Source organism: Aldersonia kunmingensis, assembly GCF_001646865.1.
Taxonomy (GTDB): Bacteria; Actinomycetota; Actinomycetes; order Mycobacteriales; family Mycobacteriaceae; genus Aldersonia; species Aldersonia kunmingensis.
In genome coordinates, this window is sequence record NZ_LRRB01000028.1 from 1 (window position 1) to 22,457 (window position 22,457).

20 protein-coding genes and 1 other RNA gene are annotated in these 22,457 nt (G+C 67.8%); 9 read left to right on the plus strand and 12 right to left on the minus strand.

Annotation, left to right across the window (positions count from 1 at the left end; translation table 11 throughout):
• The 4 genes from A8G08_RS02385 to A8G08_RS02400 all read right to left on the minus strand — a co-directional run.
• Positions 1 to 1,717: ATP-binding SpoIIE family protein phosphatase (locus A8G08_RS02385; RefSeq protein ID WP_068269605.1), on the minus strand; the 1,717-nt coding region annotated here is incomplete at its 3' end.
• Between the two features lie 100 nt (positions 1,718 to 1,817).
• Positions 1,818 to 4,823, minus strand: a complete 3,006-nt coding sequence (locus A8G08_RS02390; protein WP_068269607.1) for a bifunctional [glutamine synthetase] adenylyltransferase/[glutamine synthetase]-adenylyl-L-tyrosine phosphorylase — start codon at positions 4,821 to 4,823, stop codon at positions 1,818 to 1,820.
• A gap of 31 nt (positions 4,824 to 4,854) precedes the next feature.
• Positions 4,855 to 6,195 (minus strand): type I glutamate--ammonia ligase, encoded by a 1,341-nt coding sequence (gene glnA / locus A8G08_RS02395; RefSeq protein ID WP_068269609.1) that lies wholly within the window; start codon positions 6,193 to 6,195, stop codon positions 4,855 to 4,857.
• A gap of 104 nt (positions 6,196 to 6,299) precedes the next feature.
• Entirely contained in the window at positions 6,300 to 7,832 is a 1,533-nt protein-coding gene (locus A8G08_RS02400; protein ID WP_068269611.1) for an alpha/beta hydrolase, read from the minus strand.
• 217 nt (positions 7,833 to 8,049) lie between these two features.
• Between A8G08_RS02400 and panB the strand changes: the two genes are divergently transcribed.
• The 4 genes from panB to A8G08_RS02420 all read left to right on the plus strand — a co-directional run bounded on the left by panB (position 8,050) and on the right by A8G08_RS02420 (position 11,401).
• Positions 8,050 to 8,904, plus strand: coding sequence for a 3-methyl-2-oxobutanoate hydroxymethyltransferase (gene panB / locus A8G08_RS02405; protein WP_068269702.1), 855 nt, complete (start codon positions 8,050 to 8,052; stop codon positions 8,902 to 8,904).
• Positions 8,905 to 9,116: 212 nt separating this feature from the next.
• Positions 9,117 to 9,539, plus strand: a complete 423-nt coding sequence (locus tag A8G08_RS02410) for a hypothetical protein (RefSeq protein WP_068269704.1) — start codon at positions 9,117 to 9,119, stop codon at positions 9,537 to 9,539.
• A 3-nt stretch (positions 9,540 to 9,542) separates the two neighbouring features.
• Complete coding sequence (pip, locus tag A8G08_RS02415) at positions 9,543 to 10,520, plus strand: prolyl aminopeptidase (RefSeq protein ID WP_068269613.1); 978 nt, start codon at positions 9,543 to 9,545, stop codon at positions 10,518 to 10,520.
• Positions 10,517 to 11,401, plus strand: coding sequence for a CHAD domain-containing protein (locus A8G08_RS02420; protein WP_068269616.1), 885 nt, complete (start codon positions 10,517 to 10,519; stop codon positions 11,399 to 11,401). Before pip ends, A8G08_RS02420 begins: the two co-directional genes overlap by 4 nt.
• Positions 11,402 to 11,528: 127 nt before the next feature.
• On the opposite strand, the gene A8G08_RS02425 is transcribed toward A8G08_RS02420, so the two are convergent.
• Positions 11,529 to 11,798, minus strand: coding sequence for a hypothetical protein (locus A8G08_RS02425; protein ID WP_245672573.1), 270 nt, complete (start codon positions 11,796 to 11,798; stop codon positions 11,529 to 11,531).
• A gap of 512 nt (positions 11,799 to 12,310) precedes the next feature.
• Here A8G08_RS02425 and A8G08_RS02430 point away from each other — a divergent pair.
• The gene (locus A8G08_RS02430; RefSeq protein WP_157108372.1) at positions 12,311 to 12,727 is read left to right on the plus strand and encodes a hypothetical protein; all 417 of its coding nucleotides are present in this window, start codon (positions 12,311 to 12,313) and stop codon (positions 12,725 to 12,727) included.
• 10 nt (positions 12,728 to 12,737) lie between these two features.
• On the opposite strand, the gene rnpB is transcribed toward A8G08_RS02430, so the two are convergent.
• An RNA gene (rnpB, locus tag A8G08_RS02435) (RNase P RNA component class A) lies at positions 12,738 to 13,158 on the minus strand.
• Positions 13,159 to 13,204: 46 nt separating this feature from the next.
• On the opposite strand from rnpB, the gene A8G08_RS02440 reads away from it, so the two are divergent.
• Positions 13,205 to 13,729: a DUF1697 domain-containing protein gene (locus A8G08_RS02440; protein ID WP_068269621.1), complete on the plus strand. Its 525-nt coding sequence runs from the start codon at positions 13,205 to 13,207 to the stop codon at positions 13,727 to 13,729.
• 54 nt (positions 13,730 to 13,783) lie between these two features.
• On the opposite strand, the gene A8G08_RS02445 is transcribed toward A8G08_RS02440, so the two are convergent.
• The 4 genes from A8G08_RS02445 to cobC form a co-directional block, all read right to left on the minus strand.
• Positions 13,784 to 15,001 carry a bifunctional RNase H/acid phosphatase gene (locus A8G08_RS02445; RefSeq protein WP_068269623.1) on the minus strand — a complete coding sequence of 406 codons (1,218 nt, stop codon included), beginning with the start codon at positions 14,999 to 15,001 and terminating at the stop codon, positions 13,784 to 13,786.
• Positions 14,959 to 15,696 (minus strand): zinc ribbon domain-containing protein, encoded by a 738-nt coding sequence (locus A8G08_RS02450; RefSeq protein WP_068269711.1) that lies wholly within the window; start codon positions 15,694 to 15,696, stop codon positions 14,959 to 14,961. The genes A8G08_RS02445 and A8G08_RS02450 overlap by 43 nt, the downstream gene beginning before the upstream one ends.
• A gap of 119 nt (positions 15,697 to 15,815) precedes the next feature.
• The gene (locus A8G08_RS02455; protein WP_068269624.1) at positions 15,816 to 16,937 is read right to left on the minus strand and encodes a Nif3-like dinuclear metal center hexameric protein; all 1,122 of its coding nucleotides are present in this window, start codon (positions 16,935 to 16,937) and stop codon (positions 15,816 to 15,818) included.
• Entirely contained in the window at positions 16,934 to 17,923 is a 990-nt protein-coding gene (cobC, locus tag A8G08_RS02460; protein ID WP_483757002.1) for an Rv2231c family histidinol phosphate aminotransferase CobC, read from the minus strand. Before cobC ends, A8G08_RS02455 begins: the two co-directional genes overlap by 4 nt.
• A 142-nt stretch (positions 17,924 to 18,065) precedes the next feature.
• Between cobC and A8G08_RS02465 the strand changes: the two genes are divergently transcribed.
• From A8G08_RS02465 to A8G08_RS02475, 3 genes are read left to right on the plus strand one after another with little or no spacing between them, the layout of a single operon-like run.
• On the plus strand, positions 18,066 to 18,791 hold the full coding sequence (locus A8G08_RS02465; protein WP_187344418.1) for an HAD-IA family hydrolase: 726 nt from the start codon (positions 18,066 to 18,068) through the stop codon (positions 18,789 to 18,791).
• Positions 18,784 to 19,293: a low molecular weight protein-tyrosine-phosphatase gene (locus A8G08_RS02470; RefSeq protein ID WP_068269627.1), complete on the plus strand. Its 510-nt coding sequence runs from the start codon at positions 18,784 to 18,786 to the stop codon at positions 19,291 to 19,293. The genes A8G08_RS02465 and A8G08_RS02470 overlap by 8 nt, the downstream gene beginning before the upstream one ends.
• Entirely contained in the window at positions 19,281 to 20,174 is an 894-nt protein-coding gene (locus A8G08_RS02475) for an SURF1 family cytochrome oxidase biogenesis protein (RefSeq protein WP_068269629.1), read from the plus strand. Before A8G08_RS02470 ends, A8G08_RS02475 begins: the two co-directional genes overlap by 13 nt.
• Here the strand turns inward: A8G08_RS02475 and A8G08_RS02480 are convergent.
• Together A8G08_RS02480 and ald are read right to left on the minus strand one after the other, a co-directional pair.
• Complete coding sequence (locus tag A8G08_RS02480) at positions 20,097 to 21,029, minus strand: cobalamin biosynthesis protein (RefSeq protein ID WP_068269713.1); 933 nt, start codon at positions 21,027 to 21,029, stop codon at positions 20,097 to 20,099. The genes A8G08_RS02475 and A8G08_RS02480 overlap by 78 nt on opposite strands.
• Positions 21,030 to 21,280: 251 nt before the next feature.
• On the minus strand, positions 21,281 to 22,363 hold the full coding sequence (gene ald / locus A8G08_RS02485; RefSeq protein ID WP_068269631.1) for an alanine dehydrogenase: 1,083 nt from the start codon (positions 22,361 to 22,363) through the stop codon (positions 21,281 to 21,283).
• Between the last annotated feature and the right edge of the window lie 94 nt (positions 22,364 to 22,457).

A 22,457-nucleotide genomic window follows, 5' to 3' on the forward strand; every position in this document is an offset into this window, starting at 1 on the left:
GGATCCTCGGGTTCTCCTCCCCTGCTTGGGCTTCCACGCTCAGCGCGCCGCGCCGCGCTACGACCTGTTCGGGTGGCCGCCATGGGACTTCGACCGCAGTGAGTAGCCGGGCCGGCTGCCGGAGTCGATGAGACACGGTCGCCGTGGTGCCATGTCCGTTGTGTTCGACCCGCACGCTGTCCACCAGCGCCTCGGTCAATTGCAGACCCAGACCCCGATCTGGTGACGGAGCCGGATCGCGCCAGTGTCCTTGATCGGCGACTTGGATACTGACCCGCCCGGTGTCCGCAAGCGCAGCCGTGATCGTGCACACGGCGACATCTGCCGAATCAACATAAGCGTGTTCGATCGCGTTGGTCGCGAGCTCCACCATGGCGTGGCGCAGCGCGTGGGCATCGTCATCGCTTACCCGTGCACCGGTCATCCACTGGTCGAAACGCTCACGGACGATCGCCAGCGATGCCGGCGTCGCGACGACCTGCAAATCGAGATCCGGTGGCGCTGTTGCCCGCTGACCGGCAAGCAGCGTGATGTCGTCGGTGTGCCCAGTGACCCGAATCAGCAACTCGAGCGTCTGGGTGCACACACGCTCGACCGGAGAATCCGTATCGCCGCGCAGGGCGCGGTTGGCCGCGATATCGCCTGCGGCCTCGGCCAGTTCAACGGTGCTCTGAGCCGGCTCACGTCCAGGTCGTTCCAGAATTCCGTCGGTATACAACAGCACGAGCTCGTCATCGGCGAGTCGGTCGCGACCGATCGACGTCGACAGAAATTCACCGCCAACCCCCACCGGGCCTGCGCCGGTTGCCGGCAGATAGCGAGAATTGCCGCTCGTCGAGACCACCAACGGCGGCGGGTGCCCCGCCGTGCAGTACTCGAGCGCGCCGGTGTCCGGATCGAGCAACACGACGCACACCGTCGCTGCCCTGGCACCACGGATCCGGTCGGCCGCGGCGTCGAGCCCGCTCAATCCCGCGGTGATATCGGTGTTGTTGGCCAGCTGTTCGTGCAGAACGATCCGTAGCTGTCCCATCGTTGCCGAGGCCGCAACGCCGTGGCCGACGACGTCACCCACCACCAGCGCGGTCCGTCCATCCGGCAGTACCAGCGCATCGAACCAATCGCCGCCCGCTGCGGTGTCCACATCGGCGAGCAAATACGTCGCGGCAATCTGCACCCGCGGCAACACCGGCACGCCCGTCGGCAACAACTCGCGTTGCACGGCGTCGACGAGGTCACGAGCCTGTTCGTAGCGACGTTCGGCTTCGACGGCGCGCTTGTGCGACGTCTGCCGCCCGCGCACTCGCTCGCTCACATCCACAACGTCGACAAGCACACCAATAACGTCGCCCTCGGGTCCCCGGAAGGGGTTCGCGTTGACGTCCACAAAGTACTCGACGAGCTGTCCCTTGATCGGTATCTCGACCTGAACACGGAGCTCACGCAGCGACTCGGACTGCCCCGACGTATAGACCCGATCGAAGATAGGCACAATCTGCTGCCCCATGGCCTCGGGAAACAGGTCCGGAACAGCCTTCCCGATCATGTCTCGGCGGCCGGTAAACGCCCGGTAAGCCCCAGTTGTCGCGACGATGCGGTGGTCGGGTCCGGTCAGGGCAACTGCAGCCAACCGAAGCTGATCGAAAACCCCGCTCACCACCAACGGATCGCCGACCTGTGCCGACAAATCACGCTCTGCTCCCGGTTGCCCAGCCATACGCCTCCGCCGTTGCGCATCGAGATCGAATTCCGCTTTCCCACGGTCTACCCGCCAAACGATCGAGAAAACGGACCTCAGCGCACAGACGGATCACGATCTAGCTGCCGAACACCTCGAGCACGACGTTGCGGGCGCGCCGGGTGACGCGCAGGTAATGGTCGAGGAACTCGCCCGGATCGTCGGTCTTCCATCCCGCCGCGCGGGCGATGGCAACCAGTTCCCGGCCCGCGCTGGGCAGTTGATCACTCGGCTTACCTCGCACCAACACGAGTGCGTTGCGCGCCCGCGTCGCGGTGATCCAGGCCTCCCGTAGCAGTTCGACATCGGCCGGATTCACCAGTCCCGCAGCCGAAATCGCGTCGAGGGTCTGCAATGTGGATGTGTTGTGCAGCGACTGCACTTCGTGCGCGTGCTTGAGCTGCAGCAACTGCACGGTCCATTCGATATCGGACAGGGCGCCGCGGCCGAGCTTCGTGTGCGTCAGCGGGTCGGCACCGCGCGGAAGCCGCTCGGAATCCACCCGCGCCTTGATGCGGCGGATTTCCCGGACGTCGTCGGGCGAGATGCCGCCCTTCGGGTAGCGGACAGCATCGATGGTGTGCAGGAACCGCAGACCGAGATCCGCGTCGCCCGCGACCGGATGCGCGCGTAGCAGCGCCTGGACCTCCCACGGCTGCGCCCACTGCTCGTAGTAGGCCTGATATGCGCCGATGGTTCGGACGAGCGGGCCGCTGCGCCCCTCCGGGCGGAGGTTGGCGTCGACGTCGAGCGGTGGATCGACACTCGGCGCACCGAGCACCCGCTGCACCTTCTCGGCGATTCCAGTGGCCCACCGCACGGCCTTGTTCTCATCCGCCCCAGCCACCGGATCGCAGACGAACATCACGTCGGCATCGGAGCCGTAGCCCAGTTCGGCACCACCGAGGCGACCCATGCCGATCACGGCGAACGTCGCCGGTGCCTTTTCTCCCAACTCGGCCTCGCTCGCCGAAATCGCCGACTCCAGTGCCGCATTGAGCACGGCCGACCACACCGATGACAGCGCTGCGCACACCTCCTCGACCTCGAGCATGCCGAGCATGTCGGCCGATGCCACCCGAGCGAGTTCGTACCGGCGCAGCGAACGTGCCGCAGCCGCAGCGCGTTCTGCGGTGTCGTAGCGGGCCGACGAGGACATGATGCCCCGCGCAACGTCTTCGATCTTCGGGCCGAGCAGCAGCGGGCCTGCCGGGCCATCCGCATACATCCGGATGACCTCGGGCGCATTGATCAGCAGGTCCGGCAGATACGCGGACCCGCCGAGCACGATCATCAGGCGCTGCGCGACCGCGCTCTCGTCGCGCAACTCGCGCAGGAACCACGTCTCGTCTTCCAGTGCCTCGGACACCCGCCGATAGGCGAGCAGTCCCTTGTCCGGATCGGGTGTGTCGCCGAGCCACTCGAGCAGGGTGGGCAGCAGCAGCGACTGGATCCGGCCCTTGCGGGTGCCCTCCGCGGTGAGCGCCCGCAGGTGGTTGATGGCGTGTTCGGGTGCGACGTAGCCGAGCACGGCGAGCTGACGTACCGCGGCCTCGGGGCCCATCGCCAGTGCGCTGGTCCGGATTACCGATTCGAGCAGCGGGCGGTAGAACAGCTTGCCGTGCAGGCGGCCGACCCGCTGCGCGTTGCGCTTGATCTCGGCACGCAGCACACCGGTCGCGTCCTGGCGGCCGTCGGGACGCATGTGCGCGGCCCGCGCGAGCCAGCGCATGCCCTCGGTGTCGTCCTCGGGCGGCAGCAGATGAGTGCGCTTGAGCTTCTGCAGTTGCAGCCGATGCTCGAGCAGCCGCAGGAACTCGTACGACGCGGTCAGGTTCGCTGCATCGTCGCGCCCGACATAGCCACCGTCCGCCAAGCGCGCGAGGGCGGTGACGGTGTCCGGCACGTGCAGCGAATTATCGAGGCGGCCGTGTACGAGTTGCAGTAGCTGCACCGCGAATTCGACGTCACGAAGGCTGCCGGTACCGAGCTTGAGCTCGCGATTACGCAGGTCCGCGGGAACCAGGCTCTCCACCCGTCGGCGCATCGCCTGCACCTCGGTCACGAAGTCTTCCCGCTCCGATGCCTTCCACACCATCGGCATCAGCGCGGCACAATAACTTTCGCCGAGCTGCAGATCCCCGGTGCTCGGCCTCGCTTTGAGCAGTGCCTGGAACTCCCAGGTCTTGGCCCAGCGCTCGTAGTAGGCGATGTGCGAGTCGAGTGTGCGGGTCAGCTCGCCGCGCCGCCCCTCCGGTCGCAGTCCGGCGTCTACCTCGAAGAAGGCCTCGGTGCCGATCTTCATCATCTCGGCGGCGATCCGGTTGGACTTCGTGTCGGCGGGCTCCGCAACGAAGACGACATCCACGTCGCTGACGTAATTCAGTTCGCGCGCACCACATTTGCCCATCGCCAGCACCGCGATCCGCGTCGGCAGCGGCTCGTCCGGACTGATGGTCGCGATGGCCACCGCGAGCGCGGCGGTCAGCGCGGCATCGGCGAGATCGGACAGGTGGTTACCGACCGCGACGTATGGCAGCACCGGCTCGTCCTCGACCACCGCGGCCATGTCGAGGCCGGCCAGCACGAGCAACTGGTCGCGATAGCACTTACGAAGGGCAATAACGGCTTTGGGGCCGGTGAGCGCGGCACGGTAAACCAGCGCCCCGGCGTTCGGCCCTTCCTCCGGGGTGGCGTCGACGGCGGCGAGTAGATCCGCCGTCATCGATTCCTTGCTGGGCAGGTTCCTGGCCCGAAGCAGGCCCCACGCCCCCGGGTCGGCAACCAGGTGATCGGCGAGCGCGCTCGACGCGCCGATCACCCCGAAGAGCCGCCCCCGCAATGACGTATCCGTCTGCAGCGCCTGGTCGAGCTCATTCCAGTCCGTACCGAGGCCGTCACGCAGGGCGACGATGGTCCGCAGCGCCAGATCCGCATCAGGGGCACGCGACAGCGACCACAGCAGCGGAACATTCTCGATCCGGCTCCAACCCAGCGATCGCAGATCGGCGGCGGCGTTCGGCTCCACCAGACCGAGCCGACCCGCGCTCGGAACTACAGGTCGTGACGTACCGGGTGCGGGCATGCAGCAAAGATATCCGAGGGTGCGACGTCTTTCAGAGGCCGAGGTACTGCTCGAGCTCGAACGGCGTCACGCGGCTGCGGTACTCCTCCCATTCGCGGCGCTTGTTGCGCAGGAAGAAGTCGTAGACGTGCTCACCGAGCGCCTCGGCGACGAGTTCGGATTTCTCCATCGCGTTGAGCGCCTCGTTGAGGTTCGCCGGCAGGTCCCGGAAGCCCATCGCACGCCGCTCGGCGCCGGTCAGCGCTGCCACATCCTCTTCGGCCGCGGGGCCAAGGGTGTAGCCCTTCTCGATGCCGCGGAGACCGGCCGCGAGCACCACCGCGAAGGCGAGGTACGGGTTGCACGCCGAGTCAGGCGAACGGATCTCGACACGACGCGACGCCGCCTTGTTCGGCGTGTACATCGGTACACGGATCAACGCCGAGCGGTTGGACCGGCCCCACGTTGCCGCCGTCGGCGCCTCGCCGCCACGAATCAGGCGCTTGTAGGAGTTCACCCACTGGTTGGTGACCGCGGTGATCTCGTTGGCGTGCTCGAGCACGCCGGCGACGAACGCCCGAGCGGTCTCGGACAGCTGGATCGGATCGTCCGGATCGTGGAACGCGTTGGTCTCACCCTCGAACAGACTCATGTGCGTGTGCATCGCGGAGCCCGGGTACTTGGTGAACGGCTTGGGCATGAACGTCGCGCGCACGCCCTCCTCGATCGCGACCTCCTTGATGAGGTACCGGAAGGTCATCACGTTGTCCGCCATCGACAGCGCGTCCGCATACCGCAGGTCGATCTCCTGCTGGCCGGGCGCGCCCTCATGATGGGTGAATTCGACCGAGATGCCCATCGACTCGAGCGCGTCGATGGCGTGGCGGCGGAAGTTCGGCGCGCTCTCGTGCACGGTCTGGTCGAAGAAACCGCCGGTGTCGGCCGGAGTCGGCGGGGTTCCGTCGTTCGGCGCGTTCTCCACGAGGAAGAACTCGATCTCGGGATGGACGTAGCAGCTGAAGCCCAGGTCGGCAGCCTTGTTCAACTGCCTGCGCAGCACGTGCCGCGGGTCGGCCCAGGACGGCGACCCGTCCGGCATCACGATGTCGCAGAACATGCGCGCCGAATGCTGGTGGCCCTTGCTGCTGGCCCACGGCAGAATCTGGAAACTCGACGGGTCGGGCTTGGCGACCATGTCGGCCTCCGATACCCGGGCGAAGCCCTCGATCGCCGAACCGTCGAAGCCAATTCCGTCCTCGAATGCGCCTTCCAACTCGGCGGGCGCAATGGCCACCGATTTCAGGTATCCCTGCACGTCGGTGAACCACAGACGGACGAACCGAATGTCGCGCTCCTCGAGGGTCCGAAGCACGAATTCCTTTTGACGATCCATGCTCGCGAGACTAGGCATGCAGCGTTAACTCTGTGTTACGTTGCGAAATCGGAATCTGCCGCGAACTTCTCACATCGCGGATTTTGGCCGCGTGATGTCGGCTTTCAGCACGTCAGCCCTTCGGGCGGCGAAATCGTATCGATCAGGTAATCGGCGACCGCAGTGTCCACGCACGGCACCCCGGACAACACCACGGTGTGCTGCGTCCCGCGGTAGGTGAGCAGCACACCACCCAGCTGGTCGGCCAACTCCACGCCCGCCGCGTACGGCGTCGCCGGATCCTCGGTGGTCGACACGACAAGAACGGGTGCGAGTCCCGCCACCGAGATGCGATGCGGCGTCATCGTCGCCGGGACCGGCCACTGGGCGCACAGATCCAGCGGCGCCTCGCCGGTGCCGCGACCGTCGTCGAGGAACGGGGCGGCCTGGCGGTATCGAGCGTCGGCCTCCCCCACCACCGCCCGATCCGTCACCCGCGGATCGTCCACGCACCGGATCGCGTTGAACGCGTCGTTGAGATTCGAGTACTCGCCTTCGTCGCCCCGCCCCTCGGACATGTCGGCGAGCCGCAGCAGGGTGTCACCGTGGCCACGGGTCAACTCCCGCAGTCCGCCAGTAAGCGTGCGCCACTGGTCGGGCGAGTACAGCGCCTGCAGCGTGCCCGCGATCGCGTCGTTGTATCCGAGTCCGCGTGAGTCATTCGTCGCGGCAGGCCGTTCGATGAGCGGATCGACCAGGGCGCGATAAGCCTCCACGGCGCGGGCCGAGTCGGACCCGAGCGGGCATGCCGCTGCCGCGGCGCAATCGCGGGCGTACGCATCGAAGGCACCCTGGAACCCGGCCGCCTGCTGCACCGCCTCCTCGATCGGGTTGCCATCGGGCAACACGGCCCCGTCGAGGACCAGCGCGCGCACATGCTGCGGGAACTGCTCGGCGTAGGCGGCTCCGATCCGGGTGCCGTACGAATAGCCGATGTAGTTGAGCTTCTCGTCACCGAGCGCGGACCGGATGATGTCGAGATCGCGCACCACCTCCCGGGTGCCGACATGCGCCAGCAGTTCGTCACCGCCGTCGCTTTCACAACCGGCGGCGTAATCCCGATCCTCGCGCTCGGTGTCTGCGATCCCGGTCGCGGTCATGTCGATGTCGAGGTCCTTGCGCTCGGCATCGGCTTGCTCGGGCGTGACGCAGCGCACGGTCGGTGTCGAGGCTCCGATCCCGCGCGGGTCGAACCCGACGACGTCGAAGTGTTCGGCGATCGGCGTGCCATTCGCGCGCGTCGCCATACCCAGCCCCGAGCCGCCCGGTCCGCCGGGGTTCAGCAATAGCGAGCCGATCTTCGAGCCGGTCGCGGGCGAACGCGAGATCGCGATCCGAGCGGTATCGCCATCGGGCTTGTCGTAGTCGAGCGGGACGGCGATCCATGCGCATTCGAGCGTGGAGGACAGCGGCATATCGCTCTCAAATCCGTCGCACGTCGACCACTTCGGCGATTGGTCGTAGAACTGCGTGAGTTCGGCAGCGACCGGGTCTGCCTGATCGGCCGGGTCCGCGGGATCCGAGCCGGTGCATCCGGCCAGCACAGCGGCGACAAGTCCGACGATCGCCGGTACGACGAGACGGGTGGCGATCGACATCCCACGAGGGTAGGCGAGCCGATCGGATGGTCGTCTTCGCGATGCGACGCAGGTCCGCGCCACCCCCGAGCCCGTCACACTTTGCCCAGCTTGTGACAAATTGCACTGATCAGCGCCCTACAAGTGGGCATCACGCAGTGGAAGAATCAACTGCGTCATCGACTTCGTCATTACCCGGGGACCCGCGTTGGGCCTCGAGGATAAGGAAGGGACAAAGATGTCCGAGTCAATCGCGCCTGTCTACGGTGCGGCTACAGATACCTCGGCAGACGCTCCAAAGCGCAAGACCCGTATTCACCACCTCCAGGCCATGAAGGCCGCGGGTGACCGCTGGGCCATGCTCACCGCGTACGACTTCTCCACCGCGCGCATCTTCGAGGAGGCCGGCATCCCGGTCCTGCTCGTCGGCGATTCGGCTGCGAACGTCGTCTACGGCTACGAGACCACGGTCCCCGTCACGATCGACGAGCTCATCCCGCTCGTCCGCGGCGTGGTCCGAGGCGCTCCGCACGCGCTGGTCGTGGCGGATCTCCCGTTCGGCAGCTACGAAACCTCGCCCCAGCAGGCGGTGGACAGCGCTACCCGGTTCATGAAGGAAGGCCTCGCGCACGCGGTCAAGCTCGAGGGCGGCGAGCGTGCGGTCGACGCGATCGCGGCGATCACCGCGGCCGGTATCCCGGTCATGGCGCATATCGGCTTCACCCCGCAGAGCGTGAACTCGCTCGGCGGCTTCCGTGTGCAGGGCCGCGGCGACGGCGCCGAGCAGCTGGTTGCCGACGCCATCGCGGTTCAGGAGGCAGGCGCCTTCTCGGTCGTGATGGAAATGGTGCCCGCCGATCTCGCCGGCCAGGTCACCCGCAAGCTGAGCATTCCGACCGTCGGCATCGGCGCCGGCAACGAATGCGACGCGCAGGTGCTCGTCTGGCAGGACATGGCCGGCATGACCAGTGGCAAGACCGCGAAGTTCGTCAAGCGCTTCGGTGCGGTCGGCGACGAATTGCGCAGCGCTGCCGCTCAGTACGCTGCCGAGGTCCGTACCGGCGCCTTCCCGGACGCCGAGCACAGCTTCTAGAAGCCCAGAACCCCTGACTGCTCGTGGTCACCTTCCACGGTGATCACGAGCATATGGCCGCTACTTCCGGCCTCACCGCGGCCATTTGTTCGGTGTCGCGAACCCGAACATATGGCCCCCGTTCCCCGGTGATCACGCGGAGGCGGTGCAACGGCGGCCCGGCAGCGGTGCTGGCGGCGCGGTACTCGGCACCGGGCTGGCAGACTCGGAGAATGCCGACTCGCCGGATCCGTTTCGCAGTCCTCGCCGTCGCGGCGCTCGCCCTGACCGCGGCCTGCGAAAGCCAGACCACCGAATCCCCCACGTCCACTTCATCTCCTGAGCCGAGCACCGCCACGCCCCGCGAGACGATTCCGGGCGCCCCCGCGGTGACCGCAGCGGCAGCCCAGCAGCTGTGCGACGCGATTGAGGCGGAACTGTCGAACTGGCGCATCCAGGGCCCGACGCTGGGCAAGCCGGGGCTCAACATCGTCGTGCAAACCTGGGCGGCGCAGAACGGCACGATCAATATCGAGGTGCTGCGCAACCGCGCGCTGATCGACTCGGTGACTACCGAGCACTGCCCCGAGGTGCGGCAGCAGGCGATGGAATTGCTCGAAATTCCCGATCTCGCTTCCGGACTCGTCGGGTTCTAGATCATGCGCACGCTGTATCCCGAGCTCGATCCGTACGACAGCGGTCACCTCGATGTCGGCGACGGCCAGCAGATCTACTGGGAGACGAGTGGCAACCCGGACGGGAAACCGGCGGTGTTCCTGCACGGCGGCCCGGGCGGCGGCACCGCGCCGTTCAACCGGCAGTTCTTCGATCCCACGGCCTATCGAATCGTGCTGCTCGACCAGCGCGGCTGCGGCAACTCGACCCCGCACGTCGCCGAGGCCACCGTGCCCGAGGATCTTGCGACCAATACGACGGACCACCTGATCTCCGATATCGAGGCCGTGCGTAATCATCTCGGCGTCGAGCAGTGGCTCGTGTTCGGCGGATCCTGGGGATCGACACTCGCACTCGCCTACGCCCAGCGATACCCGAGCCGGGTCACCGAATTGGTGCTGCGCGGCATATTCCTGTTGCGGCGCAAGGAAATCGACTGGTACTACAACGGCTCCACCGGATACATATTCCCCGAGATGTGGGAGAAGTTCGTCGCTCCGGTACCCGAATCCGAACGTGGCGGAGACTTCGTCGAGGCCTACCACCGCCTGCTCTGGGACGCCGACCCCGCGGTGTCGATCCCCGCCGCGGTGGCCTGGTCCACCTGGGAAAGCGCCACGAGTTCGCTCCTCCCCAAACCCGAACGGGTCGCCGAGGCAGCCGACCCGCGGTTCGCGCTCGCCTTCGCGAGGATCGAGAACCACTACTTCCGCCACGCCGGCTTCCTCACTGAAGAGCAACTGCTGCAGGATATTTCGTCGATCGCGGATATCCCCGCAGTGATCGTGCAGGGCCGCTACGACGTCGTGTGCCCTGCGACGAGCGCATGGGAACTGCACCGGGCGTGGCCGGGTTCGGAACTGTGCATCGTCGACGACGCGGGCCACGCGTCGAACGAGCCGGGCATCGTCGACGGACTGGTCGCCGCCACCGACAGGTTCCGGGCGGGGGCGACATCGTGAGCGGCGCTCCCGCCGGCCCGGCGCTCGTCGCAGCGATATCACTCGACGCGGACCGCCTTTTCGCAGCCGAGCCCGAGGTCCGCACCGACGCGTACGACTCGGTGCACAAGATGCGCGTGGCGACGCGGCGGCTGCGCAGTGTGCTGCGCTCCTACCGCCGGGTCTTCGATCGAGACGAGACCGATGCGATCCGCACCGAACTCCGCTGGCTGGGCGAAGTGCTCGGCGTCGCACGGGATGCCGAGGTGCGGGCAGCGCGGTTCGTCAAACTGCTCGATGAGCAACCGGCGGGGTTGATTGCGGATCCGCTCCGCACCCGGCTTGTGACCGCGGAGCGCGAGCGATACGACCGAGCGCTCGGCGATATCCACGCCGCGCTCGACGGGGAACGCTACGGCGCATTGCGGGCGGCGCTCGCGCGGCTGCTCGCGACGCCACCCTCCGGCCCGGCGGCGGATGACCCGGACACGGAGGTCTGCGTCGTGGCGCTCAGCGCGGCCTACCGGCGGGTGCGTGAGCATGTCCGGACCGAGTTCGCCGCGGCCCCGGATGCCCGTATCGAAGCGCTGCACGACGTCCGCAAATCAGCCAAGCGGCTGCGCTACGCGGCCGAGGCTGCCGGCCCGACGCTCGGCGAATCAGCCGAAGTGGTGGCCGCCGAGGCAAAGGCGCTGCAGACCGTGCTCGGAGACCACCGCGACGCGATCGAATCGCAGCTCGCCATACTCGCCGCGGCGGACGCTGCTGGAGCGGCGCACGAGGACCGATTCGGCTATGGCCTGCTGTACATGGCCGAGGAACAAGCCGCCCGGACGGCACTCGCGGGGTATCAGCCGGCAATCGAGCGACTCTCGGTCGCCTGCGGAGCACTCGGCGCGTAGCGGCCGAGTCCACCGCACCAGTCGACAAAAGACCGCGACGACCATGCGAATCTCAATCCGCATGGCCGCCGCGGCCGGGTGCTCGAACTGTGATCGGAGGACAGGGGCACCGATCACAGTGGTGAGGTCAATCCTTGTAGGCGACCATCGTTCCGTTCAGGGTGTCCAGGGGACCGAACACGGTAAAGCTGACGCGGCCCTGCGGGAACTCGGCCGCGACCGACGCGACCGATCCGAGGGTCTGGCCGAACGACGCTGCCGACGGATGCGGCAGGCCTGCGGCCGCACGACCGATGTTGTTCTGGCTGACCCAGACCGTCTCGTCGTGCGTCAGATCGACCTGGTACCCCCCGGGCACCGGCGTGACTCCCAGCGCGGATGCCGGGGCGGCAGCCATAACTACTCCTGCGGCGGCGGCGCCAAACACAACAGCACCGGCCGCCAACGAACGAAAAAATCCTGCACGCATCAGTGAACACCCCTGGGTCGAGTCGAGAAAGCTGCCGAACGGCAGTGTCGAGATAGTATGGCGCTGGTCACTGTACATGCGCATCGCCCCCGGTCACAGCGGCAGCGCAGTCATATATCACGTTGGACGCGCCACGATGGACATTTGTCCATATCCTGTTACGCTTCCCCGGTCGGAATGTAACGGTGACCGCCGTTAGACTCGACCGGCACAGCGTCACTGCAGAATGGAGCCTCAGCGATGTCGACCCTTATTTTCGACCAGCTTCTGCCCTACCTGGGGGTGGATCAAGCCACCTATTGGGCGCAGATGCTCGTCATTGGGCCGCTGTAATCCCCCTGAGTTTCGAAAGAGCCCCCGCCGTATCACGGCGGGGGCTCTTTCGTATGCGCACAACCGAATTCGCCGCGCCCACTCTGGTACCCCCGTACGATCGCGCCATGCGTATCGCAGCGGCCGCGTTCGCGGCATCAGCCACCGCACTCGTTCTCTTCGTCTCGGGCTGTTCCGATGACGAACCCACTGCCCAGGAGGCTGCCGCATCCTCGGCAGAGGCGGCCATTTCCTCCGCCCAGTCCACCGCCCAGTCACTTCAGGACAAAGCCGGCGAGATGTGGGACGACGCCAAGGTGAGCGGCTTCGTCACCGTTTATCGGGCCACCTACTCAACTCTCGCCGAAGGCAAATCTGACGAGGAGATCAAGGCGATCCTCGTGGATACCTGTGGGGACATCTCCGACGGCAAGAGCGAGGCCGAGGTCAAGGAAGAGATCAGCAAGCGCGCGGAGAACAACGGCGACAAGCCGAGCGACATGCAGGTCAACACGATGTACATCGCGATCAAGCCGCTCTGCTGAGCATTAGGGGCGGACGAGTCGGCGTGTAAGCCGGATCCTGTCCCCGGCACCGAGGTGCCGGGTGGCGACCATCCATCTGGGCACACCGTTGCCGGGTACCTCGAGCAGTCCACCCGCAGGCTCGGGCGAGCAGCCCTCAAACACCTGCGCAGCCGCACTGCGTCCATTGGACGCGGTGCGGCCTTTGACCTTGCTCCGGGCGGGGTTTACCTAGCCGTCCCGGTCACCCGAGACGCTGGTGCGCTCTTACCGCACCGTTTCACCCTCACCGACGCAAAGCGCCGGCGGTCTGTTTTCTGTGGCACTGTCCCGCGGGTCACCCCGGGTTGCCGTTAGCAACCGCCCTGCTCTGTGGAGTCCGGACTTTCCTCGGCGGCAGGCCAGCGCACTCGCGTGCCGGTACCCATCGCCGCGGCCGCCCAGCCAACTCGTCCGCATCGGACAGGCTACACGGATGCGCCGGGATAACCTGAAACCATGACCCGGTTCGTTGCCTTTCTGCGCGGCGTCAACGTCGGCGGCATCAACATCAAGATGGCGGATCTGCGAAACGTCTTCGCGCAGCTTGGATTCGACGACGCCCACACCGTCTTGGCTTCGGGCAACGTGGTGTTCTCCTCCGACCGCACCGATCGCACGAAGCTGAAGGCGGAAATCGAGGCGGCGCTGAACAAGCAGTTCGGCTACGAAGCCTGGATCGTGTTGCTCGACCTGGATACCGTGGCCGCGATCATCGAGGCCTACCCGTTCGACGAGAAGGACGGCTGGCAGCCGTATGTGCTGATGTCGTCGGACCCCGCGGCGCTCGACGAACTTGCCGAGCTGCGAGACGATCTCGACGCCACGCTCGAACAAATCGAGCTCGGTGACGGCGTCCTGTATTGGGAGGTGGAACGCGGCCAGACGTTGAAGAGCCCGTTCGGCAAGGCCACCGGCCGCAAGAAGTACAAGTCCGCTACGACCAACCGAAACCTGCGCACGCTGCGCAAGGTGCTCGACTGACGGCTCAGCCGTCGAGCACCACTGACGGCTCAGCCGTCTGGCACCACTGGCGGCTCAGCCGTCGAGGTGCCCGGTTCCGTTGGCCAACCGCACCGAAGCGCCACCGTCCGGGTAGAACTCGGCGATCGACAGCGACGCGAGGTCCAGGTGCAGCCGGTACAGCAGTTCCGGACCTACACCGAGCGCCATTTGCAGCAGCGTCTTGATCGGCGTCACGTGCGTGACCACCAGAACATTGGCGGCCGGGTAGCGCGCGACCAGATCATCACGCACGGCCTCGATCCGCTCGCGGACCTCGTCGAAACTCTCACCGCCGGGTGGTGGCACGGACGTGTCACCCAGCCAGCGACCGTGCAACTCCGGGTCGCGGACCGATGCCTCGGAGAAGGTGAGGCCCTCCCAATCACCGAAGTCGGTTTCGATCAGGCCCTCATGGATCTCGACCTCGAGCCCGAGCGCGCGAGCGGCCGCCTCGGCTGTCTCACGGGCCCGGCCGAGCGGCGAGCACACCACGGCCGCGATACCGCCCTTCTCGGCAACCCAGCGGGCCGCGCACTGCGCCTGATCCCGGCCGAGTTCGGTCAGCGGAGGGTTGCCCCGGCCGGAATACCGCCGCTGCACGGACAATTCGGTCTGTCCGTGCCGCAGCAGTAGCAGCCGGGTCGGGCGGCCGATGGCACCGGTCCAGCCGGGCGCGGCAGCTTCCTTTTCGGTCGCCGGCGCGCCCGCGGCATCATCCGGCTCCGGAATTGGTGCCGTGACAGCGGTTTCGAGCGCCGGGGCTTCGGCAAACTCGGCAAGATCCACGCGCTCGACCGTCTCGTCGCGGGCATCCATCGCCTCGTTCGCGAGCTTGTCCGCGCGCTTGTTGCGCAGCCGCGGCATCCACTCGAATGTCACATCGTCGAACCGCGCCACAAGTTCACGGGCCCGCGCGGCGAGCGGAATCATGTCCGGGTGCTTGACCTTCCAGCGGCCGCACATCTGCTCGACGACAAGCTTGGAGTCCATCCGCACCGCGACCCGCCGCGCGCCGAGTTCGTCCGCCGCTTCGAGTCCGGCGATCAGTCCGCGGTATTCGGCAACGTTGTTGGTCGCGATGCCGAGGTAGCCGCGCCGGCCCGCGAGCACCGTGTCGCCGTCGGCATCGAGTACGACCGAGCCGTAACCGGCAACCCCGGGGTTGCCGCGCGAACCGCCGTCCGCTTCGACGACGACCCGCTCCTGGGTCACAGCCCCGATTCCTTGGTACGTACCAGGATTGCGCCGCATTCGGGGCAGCGCACCACTGCGTCGGCCGGGGTGTTGGCGATCCGCGCGATCTCGCCGCGATCGAGTTCGATTCGGCAGGCGCCGCAGCGGCGGGCCTGCAGCAGCGCGGCACCCACACCGTGCTTGCCGTGCTCGCGCTCGTACAGCGCCAGCAGCTCACCGGGCAGGGCACCGCCGAGGGACTCGCGGTCGTTCACGCAACGGTTCTGTGCGACATCGAGATCCGCGACCGACTCATCGCGGCGGCGCTCCGCCTCGATCAGCTCTTCCTCGACTCGGCTCAGGTTCGCACCGGCGTGCTGATGATCGGCTTCACTCGCCTCGCGCCGTTCCATCACCTCGAGCAGCTCGTCTTCGAGGATGCCCTGTCGTCGCTCCAGGCTGCCGAGTTCGTGCTGCAGTTCCGCGAGCTGCTTCGCGCCGACCGAGCCGCTCTCCATCATGGTGCGATCGCGCTCCGCGCGCTGCCGCACCGCGTCCACCTCGCCCTCGAGCTTGCGGATGTCGCGGTCCAGATCATCGAGCACGATCTCCACGGCTACTGCGGCGTCCTTGCGCGACGTCCGCTCACCTTCGAGCCGATCCACCTCTTGCTGCTCGGGCAGGTTCTTGCGCCGGTACGCGATTCGCGCCATCTCGGTATCGACCGCCGCGAGGTCGAGCAGCTTGGCCTGGATCTGGGGTTCGACGTTCAAATGACACGGCTCCTGCGGTTCGCGGCTGTGAAGTTGGGCTGGGCTGAAATTGTTGAAAGCCCGGCAGTCGGTTGTCGCCACCGGGTCATGGTGTGAGCAACCACCGTACTCCGCGGCGCTCAGCAGCCGCCGAGCGTCCATGGATCGGTACGGATCGTCGATATCCGCACCTCGACGTCGTCGAGCGCACACTCGATCACCCCGGCGGCCTGCGTGCACCAGGGAAACTCACTTGCCCAGTGCGCGACATCGATCAACGCGGGCCCGCCGCGGCGCAGGTGCTCATCGGCCGGGTGATGGCGCAGGTCCGCGGTGACGTACGCGTCGACGCTGAGCCGGGCGACCGAGTCGAGCAGGGAATCACCCGCGCCGCCGCACACTGCGACCACCTGCACCTGTGCATCGGGGTCACCGGCCGCCCGCACGCCCCACGACGTGGCAGGCAGCCCTGCCCGCACCCGCGCGGTGAACTCGCGCAGCGACTCGGGCCGCTCCAGCCTGCCGACCCGGCCCAGCCCGGTACGACCCGGGATATCGGCGAGTTCGAACACGTCGAAGGCGGGTTCCTCGTAGGGATGCGCCTCACGCAATGCGGCGAGCACGGCGGATCGCCGTCGCCGGTCGGCGACCATCTCGACCCGGTCCTCGACAACGGATTCGACCTCGCCGACCGCTCCTATCGCCGGGTTCGCGCCGGGCAGCGGCCGGAACTGCCCGGTCCCACTCACCCGCCAGCTGCACTCGCGGTAATCCCCGATCAGCCCGGCACCTGCGTCGAACATCGCGGCCTGAACCGTCGACGTGTTGGCCTCGGGCACCATGACAACCCACTTGTCGAGCGATTCCACGGGTGCCGGTTCGAGTGGTTTCGTATCGATCAGGCCGAGCACGTCGGCCAGCGCGTCCGAGACCCCGGGGTCGGCCGAGTCGGCGTTGGTGTGCGCGGTGAACAGCGCGCATCCGGCGCGGATCAGCCGGTGGATCTGTGCGCCCTTGGCGGTGTGCGCGCCTACGGTGTCGACACCGCGCAGCAGCAGCGGGTGATGCACCACGAGCGCCTCGGCACCCCAGGCGATGGCCTCGTCGACCACGGCGTCGGTAGCGTCCACCGCGAGAAGTACCCGGCTCACTGCCTCGGCGGGGTCACCGCACACCAGGCCAACCGAGTCCCAGCTTTCCGCGAGCGCGGGCGGATAGGCCGCATCCATCGCTGCGATCAGGTCGGCGAGTGTCGCGCTCATCGACACACCTGCCGTAGCGCGTCCACGAGCCGGACCACGTCGTCGCGCGTGCGCACTGCCACGCGCAGATGATCGGTACTCAGCCCCGGGAACGTGTCACCTCGACGCACCGCGATTCCTCTCTCCCGCAACCGCTTTCGAACGAGCTCGCCGTCGCGTACCTCCAACAGCAGAAAGGGGCCGAAGGCAGGTAGCGCGATCCGGACGGGCGCTTCGGCGAGGAGACCTGCCATGACGACCCGCTCGGCCGCAATCGCGCGAGCCTGTGCGTGCGACTGGGCCACCGCGTCCGGCTCGCTGCACGCGGCAATCGCCTCCACCTGCAAACTCGACAGCGGCCAGTGCGCCCGGCCCTGCTTCAGCCGCTCGAGCACCTCAGGCCCGCCGAGCGCGTACCCGCAGCGCAATCCGGCCAGCGCCCAGGTCTTGGTGAGGCTGCGCAGCACGAGTACGTCGGGCAGCGACAGGTCGGCGACGGACTGCGGCTCGGCCACCCCGGTGACCTCGTCCACCGTCGCGTCCGCGAATGCCTCGTCGACCACCACGAGCCGCCCCTGGCGGCGCAGCGCGAGAACGTGCTCGGCGGGATGCAGCACCGATGTCGGGTTGGTCGGGTTGCCCAGCACCACCATGTCGGCCGCATCGGGAACCAGCGCGGGATCGAGCCGGTACGGCGCGTCGAGGATCACCCTCTGTACGTCGACGCCGGCCTCGCGCAGCGCGAGTTCCGGCTCGGTGAACGACGGGTGCACGAGCGCCGCGAGCCGGGGCTGCAGGCGCGGCAGCAGGGAGAACCCTTCCGCCCCACCGGCAAGGAGCAGAACCTCGTCGGGGTCACGGCCGTGGCGCGCTGCAACGACGCGGCGTGCGGCGAGATCCTCGGCCTCACTCGGGTACCTGCCCAGACCGGCGAGCTTCGCCGCGAGCCGTTCCCGCAGCCAGGCGGGTGGGCCTTCGCCGCGCACGTTCACCGCGAAGTCGAGCATTCCCGGCGCCACCTCGACGTCTCCGTGGTGGCGCAGCAGGTCGCGCTCGGTCTCGTGCACGGATCTCACCTTAGATCCGCGCGCTGGTGGAACCTGTCAGTCCGCCGGGGTTGTTCGGCACGCAAATCATCGACACGGGAGAATGGCATACGTGCTTTCTCCTACCAACCCGCTGACCACCGTGCCAGCGGCGCCGCTGAATCTGCCCGCGCCGGTCATGCTGTTCGACCTCGACGGCACGCTGACCGACTCGGCGGCGGGCATCATCGCGGGTTTTCGGCATGCGCTCGCGACAGTCGGTGCGCCCGAGCCCTCCGATGAGCTGATCGCCGAGGTGGTCGGCCCGCCGATGATCGACACCTTCGGCAAGCTCGGCTTCGATGCCGAGCGGAGCGAGCGGGCCATCGCCGCCTATTTCGACAGCTACGACGCAGGCGGCGGCTGGGCCAACAACGAGGTATTCGCTGGTATCGAACCGGTGCTGGCGAATCTGCACGCCCGCGGCATCCGCCTCGGGGTGGCGACCTCGAAGGCCGAGCGGTTCGCCGTCCGCATCCTCGACCACTTCGGGCTGTCGCAGTACTTCGAGTTCATCGGCGGCGCGTCCGACGATCTGAAGCGCCGCGCAAAGCCCGATGTCATCGAGCACTCGCTGCGCAGCCTCGGGATCACTCCGATTGCCGCGGCCGATGGCGGGACGCCGGATGTCGCGATGGTCGGCGACCGCGACCACGATGTCCACGGCGCCGCGCAGTGGGGCATCCCCACGGTCTTCGTGCGGTGGGGCTACGGAACCGAGGACGAAAGCGCGGACGCGGCCTGGACGGTCGGGGATCCGACGGAACTCGCGGCGGTGCTCGGTGGCTGACCTCGCCGCGCACGACTCGCTGCATGTGACATTCGTCTGCACCGGCAACATCTGCCGCTCCCCTATCGCCGACAAGGTTTTCGCCTACCGGATCGAAGAGGCCGGTCTCGCCGATCGCGTCCGGGTGACCAGTGCCGGCACCGGCGACTGGCATGTCGGCGAGGGCGCGGACAACCGTGCCCGCGCGGTGCTGCGCCGGCACGGCTACCCGATCGATCACCGTGCGGCGCAAGTGGGCCGCGACCATCTCGACGCCGACTTGGTCGTCGCGCTCGACACCGGACATCAGCGCGCCCTCGCCCGACTGGGCGTGCCGCTCGACCGCGTTCGGCTTTTGCGCAGCTTCGACCCCGACGCCGACGGCAACGATGTCGCCGACCCGTACTACGGCGCGGACGCCGAGTTCGAGGCGGTGCTCGCGCAGGTGGAGGCCGCAGTGCCGGGCCTGCTGGCGTGGGTGCGCGATCAGCTGACCGCTACCGTGGAACCGTGCGAAGGCTGAAATTTCTGCTCCGACCCGGCTGGGTAATTCTCGCCCTGCTCGTCGGCGCCTTCGCGTATTTGTGCTTCACCGTGCTCGCCCCCTGGCAGCTCGGCAAGAACTCGTCGACCTCGGAGCGCAACGATCGCATCGCTGCCTCGGTGGACGCCGAGCAAATCCCGATCGAGCAATTGATCGGCGAGGACGGCGCGGCGCCGGAGGATGAGTGGCGGCGGGTAACCGCGACCGGAAGCTATGTGCCGGATTCGACGGTCCTGGTCCGGCTGCGCTCGGTGGACGGCGAACCGGCGTACGAGGTGCTCGCTGGTTTCCGGCTCGTTGACGGGCACGAGATCCTCGTGAACCGCGGCTACGTCAAGCCGGTCGATGGCACTCGCCCGCCCGAGGTGGCCGATCCTCCCGCCGGCCCACAGACCCTGAGCGGGCGCGTGCGCATGTCGGAGGGCACCGTCCCCGGCAAGGACCCGGTCGTCCAGGACGGCTTCCGCCAGGTGTACTTCGTCGACTCCGGCCAGGTGAGCCAGGTACTCGGCACTGACCTGGTCGGCGGCTATCTGCAGCTCGAGTCGGACCAGCCCGGTTCGTTCGAGCCGATCGCGCTGCCACAGCTCGATGCCGGTCCGTACCTGTCGTACGGGCTGCAGTGGCTGGCGTTCGGCATCATGGCGCCGCTCGGCTTGGCCTATTTCGTGCGCGCGGAGGTGCGCGAGCGCCGCAAGGAACGGGCAGCGGCGGCCGCTACTTCCGCGAAGCAGCCCACTGAGCCTGCGAACGAACCCGCGGTCGCTGTGGCGGCCGAGCCGTCAGCCCCTACTCCCCCGGAGACGGCTGAGTCGAAGGTCGCGGCGAAGCTGGCCGACCGCTACGGCAAGCACCGCTGAGCTGATCGCTGCCCCGGCCTGCACCGCGGCCGAAATCCGTACCGCCCGGCGCAGATCCGCCGTCGTCGGCGCAGGTCCGGCGCCTAGCACCGGCCGATTCTCGACGCCGTGCGGATATTCGGTACGCCCACCGAGCTGAACGCCGAGCGCTCCGGCCATCGACGCCTCGGCGACCCCGGCATTCGGGCTCGGGTGCGCCTTGGCGTCGCGCCGCCACGCGCGGATCGCATCGCCCGGACGTCCCCCGACCGTCGGGGCGGCGGCGGCGGTGAGCAAGCCCGCGGCCCGCGCGGGGACGAGGTTGGCCAGATCGTCGATCCGTGCGGCCGCCCACCCGAAGCGCAGATAGCGTTCGTTGCGGTAGCCGATCATCGCGTCGAGCGTGTTCACCGCGCGGTACCCGAGTAGGCCCGGCACCCCTGCGACGCCGCCCCAGAAAAGCGGCGCCACCGTCGCATCGGAGGTGTTCTCGGCAATCGATTCCAGCGCCGCGCGGGCGAGTCCATCCGCATCCAGCGAGGCCGGGTCGCGTCCGCACAACGACGGCAGCAGAGCACGCGCACCCTCGAGGTCACCGGCGTCGAGATGGTCGGCCATCCGGGTCCCGGTGCGAACAAGTGACGTTCCGCCGAGCACGGTCCACGTGGCGGCGGCGGTGCCGAGAACGCCCGCCCGACCGATCAGTAGGCCCGCACCCGCGGCACCGGCGATGAGTGCGGCGGCGTGCACTGCCCCGGCAGGCCGTTGGTCGCGGTAGGTCAGCGATTCCGTCGCCGCCGCAAGCTGACCGAATCCGGCGACGGGGTGAAACCGTCGCGGGTCTGCGAACAACCGGTCGGCCGCGAAACCGAGCATGATCCCGATCGCGGTCCCGGTCCCTGGCTGCACAGTCGGTGAGCGTAGCGGCGGCAGCACAGGTGATTGCGCACTGCCTCTACCGCGCGCCATTTGCGGCTCGTGAACGGAAGATTCGTTGCGTTGAACGGAGTGAACGCTTCCGTTCACTCCGGAGCTCGGAAACCCGCCCGCAATCGATGAATGGAAGATTCGTTGCGTTCAACGGGACGAATGCTTCCATTCACCCCGGAACGAGCGAGCCCGCCCAGCTACGCAAACGCTGCGGCCACCTCCGGCGACAGCAACGTACCGTCGTGTGCGTTGACCCCCGCCGCCAGCGCCGGATCCGCGTCACATGCGGCACGCCAACCGAACTCGGCCAGCGCGAGCGCGTACGGCAACGTCGCGTTCGTGAGTGCGTGCGTGGACGTGTGCGGCACCGCCGCGGGCATATTGCCGACGCAGTAGAACAGCGATTCCGCGACCCGGTAGGTCGGCGCGGCATGCGTTGTCGGATGCGAATCGGCGAAGCAGCCGCCCTGATCGATCGCGACGTCAACGACCACAGACCCGGGCCGCATGCGGGCAACCGTCTCGGAACCGACCAGACGCGGCGCCCGCGCGCCCGGCACCAGCACGCAGCCGATGACGACGTCTGCGGAGGTGACCGCGTGTTCGATCTCATAGGTGTTCGACATGACCGTGGTGAGCCGTGCACCGAACTGAACCTCGAGCTGGCGCAGCCGGTCGATGTTGCGGTCGAGCACGGTGACATGCCCGCCCATGCCGATCGCCACCATCGCGGCGCTGGTCCCTGCCACTCCGCCGCCGATCACCACCACCTCGGCGGGCCGCACCCCGGGGACTCCGCCCATCAGCACGCCCGCTCCGCCGCCGAACGCCATCAGGTGATAGGCAGCGGCCTGCGCGGCCAGCTTCCCGGCGATCTCGCTCATCGGCGCGAGCAGCGGCAGGGTGTGATCGGCCCGCCGGACCATTTCGTAGCCGATGGCGGTGATACCGGACGTCAAGATCGCGTCGGTGCATTCGCGCGAGGCGGCCAGGTGCAGGTACGTGAACAGCACCTGGTCGCGGCGCATGCGCGAATACTCCGCGGCGACGGGTTCTTTCACCTTCAGCACGAGTTCGGCCGCGTCCCAGAGATCGTCAGCGGACTCGACCACGGCGGCGCCGGCCTGCCGGTAGTCGGCGTCGGTGAACGACGAGCCAACGCCCGCGCCCGCCTCGACGAGGACGCGATGCCCGTGCTTGCACAGCTCGTGCGCGCCGGCAGGGGTCAACGCGACCCGGTATTCCTGATCTTTCAGCTCGCGCGGCACGCCGACTTTCATCGCTGGCCCCTTCGTCCGCGCGGGTGTTGGCCGAGCAAACCCCGTCGCTTCGCTCGCCCCGCGCCGTCCGATCCGCCCCCTATCGATTCTGGCC

Excerpts from the sequence above, each read along its gene's own strand:
- panB (WP_068269702.1), top strand. The coding sequence starts at position 8,050 with ATGTCCGAGTCAATCGCGCCTGTCTACGGTGCGGCTACAGATACCTCG.
- ald (WP_068269631.1), bottom strand. The coding sequence starts at position 22,363 with ATGAAAGTCGGCGTGCCGCGCGAGCTGAAAGATCAGGAATACCGGGTC.
- A8G08_RS02480 (WP_068269713.1), bottom strand. The coding sequence starts at position 21,029 with ATGCTCGGTTTCGCGGCCGACCGGTTGTTCGCAGACCCGCGACGGTTT.
- A8G08_RS02390 (WP_068269607.1), bottom strand. The coding sequence starts at position 4,823 with ATGCCCGCACCCGGTACGTCACGACCTGTAGTTCCGAGCGCGGGTCGG.
- cobC (WP_483757002.1), bottom strand. The coding sequence starts at position 17,923 with ATGCTCGACTTCGCGGTGAACGTGCGCGGCGAAGGCCCACCCGCCTGG.
- A8G08_RS02430 (WP_157108372.1), top strand. The coding sequence starts at position 12,311 with ATGCGTATCGCAGCGGCCGCGTTCGCGGCATCAGCCACCGCACTCGTT.
- A8G08_RS02425 (WP_245672573.1), bottom strand. The coding sequence starts at position 11,798 with ATGGCTGCCGCCCCGGCATCCGCGCTGGGAGTCACGCCGGTGCCCGGG.
- A8G08_RS02455 (WP_068269624.1), bottom strand. The coding sequence starts at position 16,937 with ATGAGCGCGACACTCGCCGACCTGATCGCAGCGATGGATGCGGCCTAT.
- A8G08_RS02465 (WP_187344418.1), top strand. The coding sequence starts at position 18,066 with ATGGCATACGTGCTTTCTCCTACCAACCCGCTGACCACCGTGCCAGCG.
- A8G08_RS02440 (WP_068269621.1), top strand. The coding sequence starts at position 13,205 with ATGACCCGGTTCGTTGCCTTTCTGCGCGGCGTCAACGTCGGCGGCATC.
- glnA (WP_068269609.1), bottom strand. The coding sequence starts at position 6,195 with ATGGATCGTCAAAAGGAATTCGTGCTTCGGACCCTCGAGGAGCGCGAC.
- pip (WP_068269613.1), top strand. The coding sequence starts at position 9,543 with ATGCGCACGCTGTATCCCGAGCTCGATCCGTACGACAGCGGTCACCTC.
- A8G08_RS02410 (WP_068269704.1), top strand. The coding sequence starts at position 9,117 with ATGCCGACTCGCCGGATCCGTTTCGCAGTCCTCGCCGTCGCGGCGCTC.
- A8G08_RS02445 (WP_068269623.1), bottom strand. The coding sequence starts at position 15,001 with ATGCGGCGCAATCCTGGTACGTACCAAGGAATCGGGGCTGTGACCCAG.
- A8G08_RS02400 (WP_068269611.1), bottom strand. The coding sequence starts at position 7,832 with ATGTCGATCGCCACCCGTCTCGTCGTACCGGCGATCGTCGGACTTGTC.